The 14,283-nt window shown below is 46.2% G+C and carries 8 protein-coding genes; 5 read left to right on the top strand and 3 right to left on the bottom strand.

The features are described 5' to 3' along the window. Positions 1-60: 60 nt before the first annotated feature. From K08M4_RS21305 to K08M4_RS21290, 3 genes are all read right to left on the bottom strand, one after another. Positions 61-2,916, bottom strand: coding sequence for an FAD-binding and (Fe-S)-binding domain-containing protein (locus tag K08M4_RS21305; protein ID WP_086051388.1), 2,856 nt, complete (start codon positions 2,914-2,916; stop codon positions 61-63). A gap of 434 nt (positions 2,917-3,350) precedes the next feature. Further along, positions 3,351-4,490, bottom strand: coding sequence for an FMN-dependent L-lactate dehydrogenase LldD (gene lldD / locus K08M4_RS21295; protein WP_010432610.1), 1,140 nt, complete (start codon positions 4,488-4,490; stop codon positions 3,351-3,353). Positions 4,491-4,695: 205 nt separating this feature from the next. After that, on the bottom strand, positions 4,696-6,393 hold the full coding sequence (locus tag K08M4_RS21290) for an L-lactate permease (RefSeq protein ID WP_086051387.1): 1,698 nt from the start codon (positions 6,391-6,393) through the stop codon (positions 4,696-4,698). Positions 6,394-6,640: 247 nt separating this feature from the next. Here K08M4_RS21290 and K08M4_RS21285 point away from each other — a divergent pair, with 247 nt between their 5' ends. The 5 genes from K08M4_RS21285 (at position 6,641) to K08M4_RS21260 (ending at position 14,261) form a co-directional block, all read left to right on the top strand. Continuing rightward, positions 6,641-7,558, top strand: coding sequence for a LysR family transcriptional regulator (locus tag K08M4_RS21285; RefSeq protein WP_017081288.1), 918 nt, complete (start codon positions 6,641-6,643; stop codon positions 7,556-7,558). 11 nt (positions 7,559-7,569) lie between these two features. Beyond that, on the top strand, positions 7,570-9,630 hold the full coding sequence (locus K08M4_RS21280; protein ID WP_086051386.1) for a prolyl oligopeptidase family serine peptidase: 2,061 nt from the start codon (positions 7,570-7,572) through the stop codon (positions 9,628-9,630). 374 nt (positions 9,631-10,004) lie between these two features. Then, positions 10,005-11,351, top strand: coding sequence for a carbohydrate porin (locus K08M4_RS21270; protein WP_086051385.1), 1,347 nt, complete (start codon positions 10,005-10,007; stop codon positions 11,349-11,351). A 636-nt stretch (positions 11,352-11,987) separates the two neighbouring features. Next, positions 11,988-12,995 (top strand): LacI family DNA-binding transcriptional regulator, encoded by a 1,008-nt coding sequence (locus tag K08M4_RS21265; RefSeq protein WP_010432632.1) that lies wholly within the window; start codon positions 11,988-11,990, stop codon positions 12,993-12,995. Positions 12,996-13,013: 18 nt separating this feature from the next. Next, entirely contained in the window at positions 13,014-14,261 is a 1,248-nt protein-coding gene (locus K08M4_RS21260) for an ABC transporter substrate-binding protein (protein ID WP_086051384.1), read from the top strand. Positions 14,262-14,283: the final 22 nt, after the last annotated feature.

Below are 14,283 nucleotides of genomic sequence, written 5' to 3'. Positions count from 1 at the left end.
GATTGGGCTGCCATTTTTCGTTTTAGGTTTAAGCTAATACCTTTTGCATCGTGAATGATGCTACTGCGCCACTTCGTCCACCAAGTACAAGATTGATTGATACGGAATACCACTGTGATGTGACAAACCGATCTCACAGGTTCGGCTGTTGCTGAAGCCACGAGTACAGTTGCTCGGTACTTGTTCTTTTAGTGGGTGTACCGCAGCCTCGTTCAGTTCTGGCGTAGTAAAACCTTTATCACCCGCCCAACCACAACACTGAATATGTTCAGGAACGATGACCTCTTCGGTACACGCTTTAGCAAGGCTCAACATCGCGCCTTCCAAACCCATTCGACGAGAGCTACAAGTCACATGCAACATCACGGTCTCTTGTAGCGGCTCAAGCGTCAGGTGTTCAAGCAGGTATTGATTCACAAATCCTGTTGGCTCTAATACATCTAACGGTTTGGTGAACTGTTCAATACTGCGTTTAGCACATGGGCTAGTATCCATTAAGACTGGGTATTCACCCTGACGACTGGCTTGCCACAACACTTCTTCGAGCTGTTGCGCTTTAGATTGGGCTAAATCGGTCATTCCTTTGCTGTCGTAAGGCATGCCACAACATTGGTCATCTAGCTTCTTCGGAAGAATAACCTCAAATCCGGCTTTGTTAAGCAAAGACATGGTCACTTCCGTTAGAGGACGTTGATCGCCCGCATCGCTTTGTTGACCCATGGTTCGACTCGCACACGAAGGGAGGTAAACCACCTTCTTGTGATTGCTTGAGGATTCTGCTGTCACTGGTGATGAGACTAGCGAGTGGCTATTGGATTGTGGCATCTCAGGCATCCAAACCGGCGTCGCGCCTTTGGTGATAGATCGCAAGCCATTGGTTAGCTTGCCGACGGTATTTGCGCCTAATACTTTGCTCGCCACTTGATTGGTTTTGAGGCCAGCCTTGGTCAGCTTAGTGGTGGTCGAGAAATGATCCGCTGTCCACTTAGCGATTGGCGTAAATTTCTCGTACTTGGCAATACGGAGCTTCTTAATCAAATCACCGGTGTTGATGCCAACAGGGCAACGCTCGGCACACAGGCCAGTTGCAGCGCAGGTATCGATGCCTTGGTATTCGAAGGTTTTCTCTAGTTCGCTTGCTTCTATTTCTTCACCCGCAGCTCGGCGGCGTTGCAGTTCTCGGTAGAGAACAATGCGTTGACGTGGCGATAGGGTTAAAGTGCGAGATGGACAAACAGGCTCACAAAATCCACACTCAATGCAGCGGTCGACAAGGTCATCGGCAGCAGGCATTGGCTTCAAATTGGTGATGTGTGAATTTGGATTGTCGTTAATAATAACGCCGGGGTTGAGCAGTCTTTCTGGGTCAAACAGCGCTTTGATCTGTTGCATCAAGGCGTAGCCATCTTTACCCCATTCTAGCTCTACATAAGGCGCCATGTTGCGGCCAGTACCGTGCTCCGCTTTCAATGAGCCTTGGTATTTGACTGCGACCAGTTCGGCAACGTCATCCATGAAACCGCCATAGCGATCGATTTCTGTTTGGCTGTCGAAGCCTTGAGTAAATACAAAGTGCAGGTTGCCTTCGAGGGCGTGACCAAAAATAATCGCTTCGCTGTAGTCGTATTTATCGAACAGCTCTTGCAGCTCTCGAATACCATTAGCAAGGTTTTCGACAGGGAACGCCACGTCTTCAATGATAACGGTCGTACCGACTTCACGAACCGCACCAACCGCAGGGAACATACCTTTACGAATGCCCCACAGAGTCGCGACTGTCTTTGGATCGGAAGTGAAAGGCACCGATTCAACAATCGTGTATTCAGTCAATGCGTCCAAAATTGATTTACATTGTAAATCTAAGTCCTGCTGGGAGCTAGCGTGTGATTCAACCAAAATAGCCGCAGATTCCAAGTCCAAGCTAGGCATAAAGGCGGGCATACCCGGTTTATCAGCCACTGAACGCAGTGCTCTGCCATCCATCAATTCAACCGCAGCAACCGGTGTTTTTGATAGCGTAGTAACGGCTTTACTTGCTTGTTCGATATCGGCAAACACCAACAGAGCTGAAGCTTTGTTTGGGTGTTCGATAACCGTGTTGTAGGTGATCTCTGCGATGAAGCCTAGCGTACCTTCTGAGCCAATCATCAGGTGTTTGATGATCTCAATTGGGTCGTGGTAATCGACCAATGCATTAAGCGCGTAGCCAGTGGTATTTTTCAGGCGGTACTTATGGCGGATTCTGTCTGCCAGTTCTTGATTTGAGCTAGTCTGTCTGTGTAAATCAACAATGCCTTCAAACAGCGCTTTGTGTGATTGCTTGAAAGCCTCAACGCTGGCGTTATCCGCTGTATCAAGTAGGGAACCATCACTCAATACGATCTTCATGCTCTCGACGGTGCGATACGAGTTTTGAGCAGTACCACAACACATGCCACTAGCATTGTTCGCGGCAATACCACCGATTTTACAAGTATTGATTGAAGCTGGATCAGGGCCGATTTTACGTTGGAAAGGGGCGAGGTATTTGTTGGCATCGGCACCAATCACACCCGGTTGAAGAATGATTTGATTGCCGTTATCGACGATCTCGTGGCCGCGCCAGTCGTCGGTGAGAGTGATGAGTACCGAGTCTGAAACCGCTTGTCCTGAAAGGCTGGTACCCGCGGCGCGAAAGGTAAAATGAATGCCCAGCTCGCGACAGCTTTGAATGGTGAATATGACTTCGTCTAAGCTTTTCAGCCTTAGAACCATTTTCGGCACCAAGCGATAAAAACTCGCATCGGTGCCGTAAGCCAAGCGCTTTGCCTCTTGAGTGACAATGCGTTCCGTTTCTATTTTTTGAGCCAGTATCGCTTCAAGCTGCTGATAAGCTTGTGCGTCTATTACTCGCTCATTAGATGTGGTTGTCTCCATCTTTGCTTCCTTGTGCTTCTTATTTGGCACTGATCAGGGCGTGTTGACCTTTCGTGGTTAAATTTTGTTCGAGATAAAAGCGTTTTAATCGCGGCGAGGGGGAAGTAGCCTAGTCATTCTAAGCAAATTTCCCTCAACAAAGAGTAAAACGCTTTTAGTCGAACCCTTCGGGCAGCGTTTGCTGGCCATTTCTACTACGTTATCGGCTTCTCATGTAGGCTAGCTACACATCGACGCCTCTGTCTTGTATAAATACCCAGCAACTCGCTGCAAAAATCAGCTCGAAAGATCAACACGCCCTCGTTTTTATTTTATTTTCCAGTGCTTAAACGGTGTCACAACGGCAGTGGAATTGCTGTGACACCGATTGAACTTCAGTCTAAGTAGACCAAAGCATTAGTTTGAATCTGAATCTAAATCAGAATCGTGGCGGCTTAATCTAGCCCTACCAAAGATTCACGAGTTAAGTCTTTGATTGTCTTTGCGCCCGTCAGTGTCATGGCTACGCGCATCTCTTTGTCGTACAGATCAAGTAGGTTCTCAACGCCTGCTTGTCCTTGTGCCGCTAACGCGTAGACGAATGAACGGCCAAGTAGGGTACAGTCTGCGCCCATCGCCATCATACGAACCACATCTAAGCCAGTACGAATGCCAGAGTCGACCAGAATCTTGGTGTCGCCTTTTACTGCGTCTGCAATTGCAGGTAACGCTTTAGCACTTGATAGAACGCCATCTAGCTGACGACCACCGTGGTTTGAAACTACGATACCGTCTGCGCCAAATCTCACGGCGTCTTTTGCATCTTCTTCATCAAGAATGCCTTTGATGACCATTGGGCCATCCCAGAAATCACGGATCCACTCTAGGTCTTTCCATGAAATCGACGGGTCGAAGTTGTCACCCAACCAACCGATGTAGTCTTCCAGTTTGGTTGGAGAACCTCGGTAAGTAGAGATATTGCCAAGGTCGTGCGGTTTACCTAGTAAACCTACATCAACTGCCCAACTAGGATGACGCATAGATTGAAATACGCGGCGTATTGCTGCATTTGGACCGCTCATTCCTGAGTGCATGTCACGGTAGCGAGCGCCAGGTACTGGCATGTCTACCGTAAATACCAGCGTTGTTACGCCTGCCGCTTTGGCACGTTCCAATACGTTCTTCATGAAGCCACGGTCTTTTAGCACGTAAAGTTGGAACCACATTGGGCGCTCAATCTTAGGCGCGACTTCTTCGATCGGGCATACCGATACGGTCGACATCGTAAAAGGGATGCCTTTGTTGTCGGCGGCTTTTGCTGCTTGTACTTCACCACGTCGTGCGTACATACCTGTTAAACCAACAGGAGCTAATGCAATCGGCATCGCTAGCTTTTCGCCAAACAATTCGGTTTCCAAATTTAGGTCCGACATGTCATTAAGTACACGCTGCTTGAGTGCGATCTCTGCAAGATCGGCCGTGTTGCGGCGTAGGGTATGTTCTCCGTAAGAACCGCCGTCAATGTAGTGGAAAAGAAACGGTGGTAATTTTGCTTTTGCTGCGGCGCGGTAATCAGTCGATGCGGATATGATCATAATTTCAGTCCTAAATTCTTGGGATGTTGCCCTTCTATGAGAGCTTGGCTTGGGCTGCTTGTTTTCTTAATAAAATGGCGTTAATACTCGGGGGTGTTGATGTGTTTTAGTATCCATTCCGAAACTCATCAACTGTCTTATTAGACGGTGTTGCAGTCGGGGAATTGAGTATTAACGCCAAGTGCTTTTGTAACGACTTATGGATTTACATAAGTGCGTCTGTCATTTTGAAACCGTAGACAACCACTAGGCCGATGATTCCTGTCATCACCAAGTAGTAGAACGTTGGGATAATCGTTTTACGTAACGTTGCACCTTCACGTCCTAGTAAGCCTACGGTTGCCGATGCGGCGACCACGTTGTGAATCGCAATCATGTTACCTGCTGCAGCGCCCACCGCTTGTAGAGCGACAACCACCGCACTAGAAATGGACAGAGTTTGTGCTACTTCGAATTGGAATTGGCTGAACATCATGTTTGAAACTGTGTTAGAGCCTGCAATGAAGGCACCTAACGCACCAATCGTTGCACTTAACGCTGGGAATGCGCCGCCGACTAGGTCAGCTGCAAAGTTAGCAGTTGTTACTGGCATACTCGCTAAATCAGAACCGTTCACACCTGAGTTAATGAAGATACGTACCATCGGGATGGTGAACACCAACACAAAGCCAGCACCAATCAGTGTCTTACTCGATTCACCAAAAGCTTTAGCCAGTGGAGCAGCGCTGCGAGATTGCATTAGAACCGCAACTAGCGCGACGAAGACCAAGATGCCGCCAGGTAGATACAAAGGTTGAATCGCAGTGCTTACGCCTGTCTCACCAAGGATGTTGCTGAACGATAAGCTAACGCTCTTAAGCAGGCCTTTGAACTCAGGGCTCACACGGCTAGCAACTAGAGTGACAGCGAGCAGCACGTAAGGTGCCCATGCCATCGCCATGCTCATTTTCTTATGGCTTTGGTTACTATTGTCGTCTAGATCGATTTTCAAAGAACCTAACCATTCTGCTGGCCACTTATCTTCGCTCTCAAAATCCCATTTTGATTTTGGTACTAGGAAGCCACGTTTCGCTGCTGTTACAACAATCGCAAGGCCAACCAAACCACCAATCAGTGATGGGAACTCAGCACCTAAGAAAACACCTGTTAGTGCGTAAGGAATGGTGAAAGCGGCACCTGCGAACAGTGCGAATGGCAGGATATCAAGACCTTCAGTCCAGCTTTTATTCTTACCGAAGAAGCGAGTCAGCATCATTGCCATCAATACAGGAATCATCACACCAACGCAGGCGTGGATGATTGCAACACTTGATGTGATCTGTTGTAGGTAAGCATCCCATGTTGAACCATTGGCAATCAGGCTTTCACTGATGTTGTGCGTATCCAAACCTTTGTTTACGCCAACAATGATAGGTGTACCCACCGCGCCGAACGATACCGGCGTAGATTGAATCATCATGCCCATCAGTACCGCAGCTAACGCTGGGAAGCCAATTGCAACCAATAACGGAGCGGCGATTGCAGCGGGTGTGCCGAAGCCAGACGCACCTTCAATGAATGAACCAAAACACCAAGCAATGATGATCGCTTGTACACGACGGTCTGCTGATATGTCAGTAAATCCGTTGCGGATGGTGGTGATAGCTCCGGTGTGTTTCAAAGTGTTTAATAAGAAGATGGCGCCAAACACAATCCAGAGAACCGATACGGTAATGCCGAAGCCTTGGAATACTGAAGCCAGCACGCGAGTGCTAGACATATCCCATGCGAATAGGGCGATAGCAACGGTTAATGCAAATGCCACTGGCATCGCTTTTTTTGCAGGCCAGTTCAGGCCAACCAGCAGAATCGCTGCAACAACTATTGGCGAAAAGGCCAATAATGCTAGTAGAGTTTCACTCATGGGTACTTCCTCGTACTTGTTTTCAAACGTTCATGTTTGAAGTGAATAACACGTTATTAGTTTTGTAGGTGTAATCTGAATCTCGAGGATTCAATTGTTGTAATTAGAGTCGCTTTATTTGTAACCGATGTGATTGCAAAAGCTGTTTTTGTAATTGTTTTGTTAATTTGGCGTGAATTTACCCCTTTATTTTTTATTGATATAGGGAAATAATGAAAATAATTAATTCCAAAATTGGCATAATCAGATGCGAGCAGACGATTTGATCCTGTTTTCACAGGTAGTAGAGCTGGGCAGTTTTAGTAAGGTTGCAGAGCAAAATAACCTTACAAATTCGGTAGTTAGTAAGAGAATTGCGCGTTTGGAAGAAGAGATTGGCGTGCAGCTATTATATCGAACCACGCGTAAATTGACGCTTACCGAGGCGGGTAAGGCAATGTTACACGGAGCCAAAAATGTGAAGCAGGCGGCTCAAGAGGCTATGGACGCAGTTTCAGGCTTTGGTGAAAATGTTAGTGGTCATATCAAAATGTCAGTGCCTACTATCTCCGGAGATTTGATTCTCGCAGACGCTGTTGCCGAGTTTTGTAATATGCACCCAGGTTTAACGGTCGATATGTCTCTTAACAATCGCTTTGTGGATCTGGTTGATGATGGTCTCGACTTGGTTATTCGAACGGGTTATTTGGAAGACTCCAGCTTAATTGCCCGTCATATCTTGGATTCACAATGGGTGGTGTGTGCTTCTCCGTCTTATATCGCCAAGAACGGTAAGCCGATGCAGCCCAAAGATTTGGTGGAGCACAACTGCCTGCAATACGCCTATCAAACAACAGGTGCCAGTGAGTGGCAATTTCTGCATAGTAAAGATGGCTTTACTGATAACGATAAATACATAGTGCGCGTTTCGGGTTCTTTTTCTACCGATAATGCGACGGCATTAAGAAAGGCGGCGTTGGGCGGTCATGGGGTCGCGTACGTACCACGTTGTCTGGTTTATCACGATATTCGTAATGGCCAGCTGGTGGACATCTTCCCTGACTTAGTCGGTAAAAAGCTCGGTATTTATGCGGTGTACCCCTTTACTCGCCAGCCGCCAAACAAGATTAAGTTATTGATTGAACACATCAGAACGCGTTACCTGACGATTTCACACTATTTTTAACAAGGATCACGATGAGCTATTTAAAAGAGTATCAATATCCAGTCACCAACAAACAGATCGTCAGCGATGACTATTTTGATCAGATAGTCGAAGACCCATATCGCTGGTTAGAAGACGACAGAAGTGACGAAACCGCGCAGTGGGTGGCAAGCCAGAATGAAGTGACGTTTGATTACCTCGCTCAAATCCCGTATCGCGCAGAACTGCGAGAGCGATTAGCGAAAGCGCAAGACTACAAAAAGAGCTCGCAGCCGTTTGTGCGAGGTGATTACACCTACTTCTATAAGAACGATGGCTTGCAGAATCACAGCATTCTTTATCGTCAGAAAGAAGGTCAGTCGATTGAAGTATTCCTAGATCCGAACACTTTCTCGGAAGATGGCACAACATCTCTGGGTTCGGTGTCGTTTTCTAAAGATTACAGCCTAGTGGCATACAGCATTTCAGAGGGTGGTAGTGACTGGCGTAAGATCTTTGTGATTGATACTGAGACTAAAAAGCAGCTTGAAGCCGAAATCACCGACGCTAAATTTACCGGCATTTCTTGGTTGGGTAATCGTGGCTTTTATTACTCTAGTTACGATAAGCCAGACGGCAGCCTGCTTTCTGCGCGTACCGAACAACACAAACTTTACTTCCATGAACTGGGCACAGAGCAAGCCAGCGACAAAGTGATTTTTGGTGCGAACAACGCCGAGCAACACCGTTATGTGTCGGGTTACACCACCGAAGACGACCGTTACTTGATCATTCTAGGGCGAGAGTCGACATCGGGTAACAGACTGTTCTATATCGATTTAGGTTCAGAGGAACAATCACTGAACACGCTGATTGATCATGTTGATAGCGACACGTACCTCATCGATAACCAAGATGAAGTCTTTATTCTATACACCAATCTTGATGCGCCTAACGGCAAGGTGGTGAGCTTTGATACTCGCAGTCAACAGTGGCTCGATATCATTCCCGAAAAGCCACAGCCGTTAGATATCAGCACTGGCGGTGGTTACTTGTTTGCTCATTACATGGTCGATGTGGTGTCTAAGATTGAGCAGCTGGATTACCAAGGCAATCTGGTTCGTGAAATCCACTTACCTGGTCTCGGAACGGCCAGTGGCTTAGGTGGAAAAAACGAGCAAACCCAGCTTCATTACACCTTTACCAACTATGTAACGCCGCCAACGATTTTCTCTTTTGATGTTGAATCTGGAAGCTCTGAAATCTACCAACGCTCTGAGTCTCCGTTTGAGTCGGATCAATTTGAGTCTAAACAAGTCTTCTATACCTCGAAGGATGGCACCAAGGTTCCGATGCTTATCTCTTACAAGAAGGGATTAGTGTTAGACGGCAATAATCCAACCATGTTGTACGCCTATGGTGGTTTCAATGTCAGCCTAACGCCTTCTTTCTCGGGTACAGTGGGCAGTTGGTTGGAATTGGGAGGTGTGTATGCAGTGCCGAACTTACGTGGTGGTGGCGAATACGGCAAGGCGTGGCACAAAGCTGGCACTCAGCAGCAAAAGCAGAATGTGTTTGACGACTTCATTGCCGCAGCGGAGTTCTTAATCGCAGAAAACTACACCAGCAGCGACAAGCTAGCGATTCGCGGCGGTTCTAACGGAGGCTTGCTTGTAGGCGCTTGTATGACACAAAGGCCTGAGCTGTTCCAAGTGGCTTTACCTGCGGTTGGTGTGTTGGACATGTTGCGTTATCACACCTTCACGTCTGGTGAAGGCTGGGCGTACGATTTTGGCACGTCAGCACAAAGTAAAGAGATGTTCGAGTATCTGCTTGGCTATTCGCCAGTTCACAATGTGGTACGTGGCGTCGATTACCCTGCAACATTGGTTACCACCGCTGATCACGATGACCGCGTAGTGCCCGCTCACTCTTATAAGTTCATCTCAGAGCTGCAAGATAAGCATGAAGGCGGTGCGCCCGTGATGATTCGTATCGATGTTAATGCTGGCCACGGTGCCGGTATGCCGCTGAGCAAAGCGATTGAACTCACTGCTGATATCTACGCATTTACTCTGTTCAATATGGGAATAGAGTCTCTAGATTCACTTTAGCCAATACTTGATTTTAGATAATTAGGTATTTGACTCAGACTAAAAGACCTCAAAATCTACCTTAGATTTTGAGGTTTTTCATATTTGTGAAAACCAATCATAACTGCACCATATTTCCCTAATTTCACCACACCCTTTTCCGTGATAGCCGCCACCATTACTGATGAAATGAAAGCGATTTCAAGCTGTATTATTACGAATTTCTACGTCTATCTATCTGATTGTAAATAGATAACCATATCTGGTGATAACTCTAAAAGTTTCATGGCATTTGGGCTGATTTATCAGTGTGAACAGCAACTAACTTTTCAACGCTTTCATTGCTTAATATTTCCCTGTCCGATGAAAACTCAAAAAAATAATAGGGAAATACAATGCAAAAATTTAAGCTTTTGCCAATAACGGTCGCAGTGGCGGCTTCGCTTGCTTCACTCTCTTCTTTTGCTGCTGATACTAATATCGAAGCACTAGAAAAACGAATCCAAGAGTTAGAATCTAAGGTTGTTGATATTGATTATGTTAACGATCAACAACCCGCGGTTTTAACTGCAGAAACTAAGGTGCCAGAAGGCATTGTCTTCTCTGGTTATGCTCGTTACGGCGCTCACTACAAGAGCGGTGATGAACGTTACGTAGACATAGGTACAACAGGTCGTTCTGTCGGTCGTTTAGGTAACGAAGCCAATGGTGGTGAGGTTCAGCTAGCTAAACTTTTCGAAGCTGACAATGGTGCGATTTGGGACGTTGTATTCATGGCAGACCACTGGGAGGCAGACGCTTGGGCTGACGACGGCGGCTTAAGTATGAAAAAAATGTACGCTGGTGTAACTAACGTATTTGAAAGCCAACCAGAACTTTACATGTGGGCTGGTCGCGACTTCCATCAACGTCCGCAACAAGGTTTGAATGATTACTTCTGGATGACACACGATGGTCAAGGCGCAGGCTTTAACAACCTAGATTTCGGTGGCGCTAAGCTAGACATGGGCTTTGTCGGTCAAGTGAAAGGCGGCCTCGTAAATGACAATGGTCGATACGCGGTGACAGCGAAGCTACACAGTATTGACGCTGGTATTGGTAACCTAGATTTCTACGCGAACTACGGTTTTGCTTCTGATGAAGCGGATACAGCAAGCTCTACTGAGTACGTAATCGATCAAGATACAGGTTTAACAAAAAAAGTGGTAACACCTGGTACTAAAGTCAGTGATGAAACGGCTTACTTAGTGGGTGCGACGTTAGGCTTAGGCGATTCCAATCGATTAATAGTGAAATATGGTGACGGTGCAGATTCATCGGTATTTGAGTTGAAAGGCGACTATAAAACTTTCTACGCAAGTATTGAAGGTAACTACGCAGCATCGGATAAATTCATCATTGATTACCTAGTGTCGTACAAAGACAACTCTGGTGCAGACTTAACTCGCGACAACACCGAATACGCGGGTATCGTTCGTCCACAATATCAATGGAATGATGTTCATTCTACTTGGTTAGAAGCGGGCTACGGCATGGTTGACTACGATGACGACGGTGAAGAGAACGCGTGGAAAGTAACACTTTCTCAAAACGTTTCTCTAGGTGGCTTACCTTGGAGCCGTCCAATGCTTCGCTTCTACACAACCGTGGGTGATGTAGAGACTAAAGGCGCTCCAAAAACAAAAGACAATGGTAACGTAGATACCCTGTCATTCGGAGCAATGTTTGAAGCATGGTGGTAATCAACTGATAGAAAGAGCAACGCTTTGAATTAGGCATATTTTCAAAGCGTTCATGTTGAAATAGCCATGCTTTCAAATATCTATGCTTATTAAGAGCACGTAATACTGTCTATTTTAGCCCTAAAGGCAGGTTGATTAGGGCACGTTTCAATTAACTCCATTCTTGGGCACATTTTATGTGCCCTTTTTTCGTCTTGAAGACCTGTTCTATCATTTGGTATTACCTCTTCACTTATTCTCCATACCGTCTTCAATACCCCGTTTCATATTATTTAAATTTATCTCACACACGTTGATTTACCCTTGTTAATTGTAATGGCTAAGTCGCATCGTAGCCCTTGCATATCAATAGGCTAGATAGGAGGAATACTAGACGTCAATTGTATTGGATACGCCGATAGTTATGTTGAAACCCCTTCACTGAACTATAACTTTTAACAAAACTGACTAACTATAGGGTCATGCTCCCATGAAACAGTTTCATGGCGTGAAGCGAATCTGTAAGCGCTTTCATGATTTCCACAACTGGCCTTTTTACCTCCAACTTTAGTGTGATGACACTCACTTCAACCAAGACGCCTTTCTTTAATAATCGTTTTGTAAGCGGTTACAAGCTAATGAAGTATCGAGGTTCGAGTGGCGACAATTAAACACGTATCAGAACATGCAGGTGTGTCTCAGGCGACAGTGTCTAGAGTCATTAATGGCACCAGTAGAGTCAGTCATGACAAGAAGCTAAAGGTTGAAAAAGCGATCAAAGAGTTGGGGTATCGTCCGAACTCCATCGCTCAAGCCTTGGCTTCAAGTCGTACAGGTAGTGTTGGTGTTGTTGTTCCAGAACTTGGCGGTTCGTTCTATTCAGGCATTTTGCATTGCATAGAAGAAAACCTACGCCGCTTTGGTTACCACGCTGTTGTCACGGCGGGTTCTAACACTGAGCAAGGGCAACGTGAGTCTGTGGAGTTTTTATTGGGGCGTCGAGTTGATGCTTTGATTCTTCATACTCAACTGCTCAGTGATGATTATTTAATTGAATTGGAAGAACAGGGGACCCCTGTGGTTTTGATTAACCGCTTCATCCCAGAAATGGCGATGAGTTGCATAGATATTGATAACGAAGTCGGGGGGCTACTCGCTACTCAATATCTTTTGCAAAAGGGACATACGGATATCGCGTGTATTACCGGGCCTTTAGATAAAGCAGATGCTAGGGGGCGTTTGCAAGGTTATCGAAAGGCTTTGGAAGAAGCGGGTGTGCCATACGATGAAGCATTAGTCTCGGAAGCGGGCTTTACTGAAGAGACGGGCATCAGTGCTATGAAGAAGCTGATTAATCGTAAGTGTCGGTTCACGGCCGTATTTGCTTCAAACGATCACATGGCATTTGGCGCCTTCGAGGTGTTGCATCAAGAGGGACTGTCTGTTCCTAAAGATGTATCACTGGTGGGCTTCGATAACACCATCTTCGCGCGCTATCTGACCCCTAGTTTGACCACCATTAACTTCCCCATTGAAGAGATGAGCATTGAAGCAGTGCAGCTCACTCTACAAAAGCTAAAAAAAATAAAACATGACGTGAACTTTAAATTGCTGCCGACGTTGGTCACTAGAAACTCGGTATTGGATTTACCAGTTACCCTATAAAAACATTAAGGATAGAACATGAAATTTAAGACCTTAGCGCTTTCATGCGCGGTTGCTTTAGGATTAGGTACAACAGCTGTGAATGCCGCTGACAAAGAAATTCGTTTTGACGGTTTCCCTGATTTTGATAGCAGCCTAAAGGTATTGCTGCCTGATTTCGAAAAGGAAACGGGGATCAAAGTTGATTACCTTATGAACAACCACGGTGACCACCACACGAAACTGACAACGAACCTTGCTACGGGTTCTGGTGCGGGTGATGTGATTGTTGTGGACGTTGAGAAAATTGGTCCATTCGTGGGTTCTGGTGGCCTAGTTAACTTGTCTGAAAACTACGGTGCAGATAAGTACGAAGAACGATTCGCACCTTACGCATGGGCACAGGGCAAAGGCGCTGATGGCGACATGTACGGCATCCCTGTCGACCTAGGTCCTGGCGTTATGTACTACCGCACTGACGTGTTCGAAAAAGCAGGCATTAATGTAGAAGACGCAATCAAAGATTGGGACTCATACATCGCTGCTGGTGAAAAACTGAAAGAGCAAAACGTACAACTTATCGCTTCGGCAGCCGACGTGGCACAAGCGATTATCTTCACGACGGTTCCTGAAGGTGAAGGTCTGTACTTTGATAAAGATGGCAACCCAGTCGTGACATCTGAGCGTTTTGTTCACGCTTTTGAAGTAGCAAAAGAGATTCGCGACAAAGGCTTAGACGGCCGCATTCTGGCTTGGTCTAACGAATGGTACGAAGGCTTCCGCAACGGCACATTTGCAACTCAACTTTCTGGCGCTTGGCTTCTTGGTCACCTAAACAACTGGATTGCTCCTGAAACTAAAGGTAAGTGGGCAGTAGAAAACCTACCTGATGGTATCTACGGCAGCTGGGGCGGTTCATTCCTATCTATCCCAACTCAATCAGAAAGCCCAGATGAAGCTTGGGCGTTGATTGAATACATGACGACGGATCGTGAAGTACAGCTTAAACACTTCGAAACGATTGCTGCTTTCCCAGCGAACATCACCACGTATGACGATGAGCTTTTCCAAGAAGAGATGGAATTCCTAGGTGGGCAAAAAGCTCGTCTACTGTTTGCTGAAGTGGCACAGAACATCAAACCAGTATCTCCAGCACAAGGCGACCACGTTGCACGTTCTATTATCTTAGAGAACGCATTGATGGAAGTACTTGATGAAGGCAAAGACATCAAGACTGCGCTTAAAGAGGCAGAGCGTCTAATCAAGCGTCGCACGCGTAATCTTTAATTTGTTTTTACTTTAAGTAAGT

This window comes from Vibrio syngnathi, assembly GCF_002119525.1.
Lineage (GTDB): Bacteria > Pseudomonadota > Gammaproteobacteria > Enterobacterales > Vibrionaceae > Vibrio > Vibrio syngnathi.
The sequence above is the reverse complement of the archived record's forward strand: the minus strand, read 5'-3'. Positions and strand labels throughout refer to the sequence as shown.

Coding starts and splice junctions, on each gene's coding strand:
- K08M4_RS21305 (WP_086051388.1), bottom strand. CDS start 2,916: ATGGAGACAACCACATCTAATGAGCGAGTAATAGACGCACAAGCTTAT.
- lldD (WP_010432610.1), bottom strand. CDS start 4,490: ATGATCATATCCGCATCGACTGATTACCGCGCCGCAGCAAAAGCAAAA.
- K08M4_RS21290 (WP_086051387.1), bottom strand. CDS start 6,393: ATGAGTGAAACTCTACTAGCATTATTGGCCTTTTCGCCAATAGTTGTT.
- K08M4_RS21285 (WP_017081288.1), top strand. CDS start 6,641: ATGCGAGCAGACGATTTGATCCTGTTTTCACAGGTAGTAGAGCTGGGC.
- K08M4_RS21280 (WP_086051386.1), top strand. CDS start 7,570: ATGAGCTATTTAAAAGAGTATCAATATCCAGTCACCAACAAACAGATC.
- K08M4_RS21270 (WP_086051385.1), top strand. CDS start 10,005: ATGCAAAAATTTAAGCTTTTGCCAATAACGGTCGCAGTGGCGGCTTCG.
- K08M4_RS21260 (WP_086051384.1), top strand. CDS start 13,014: ATGAAATTTAAGACCTTAGCGCTTTCATGCGCGGTTGCTTTAGGATTA.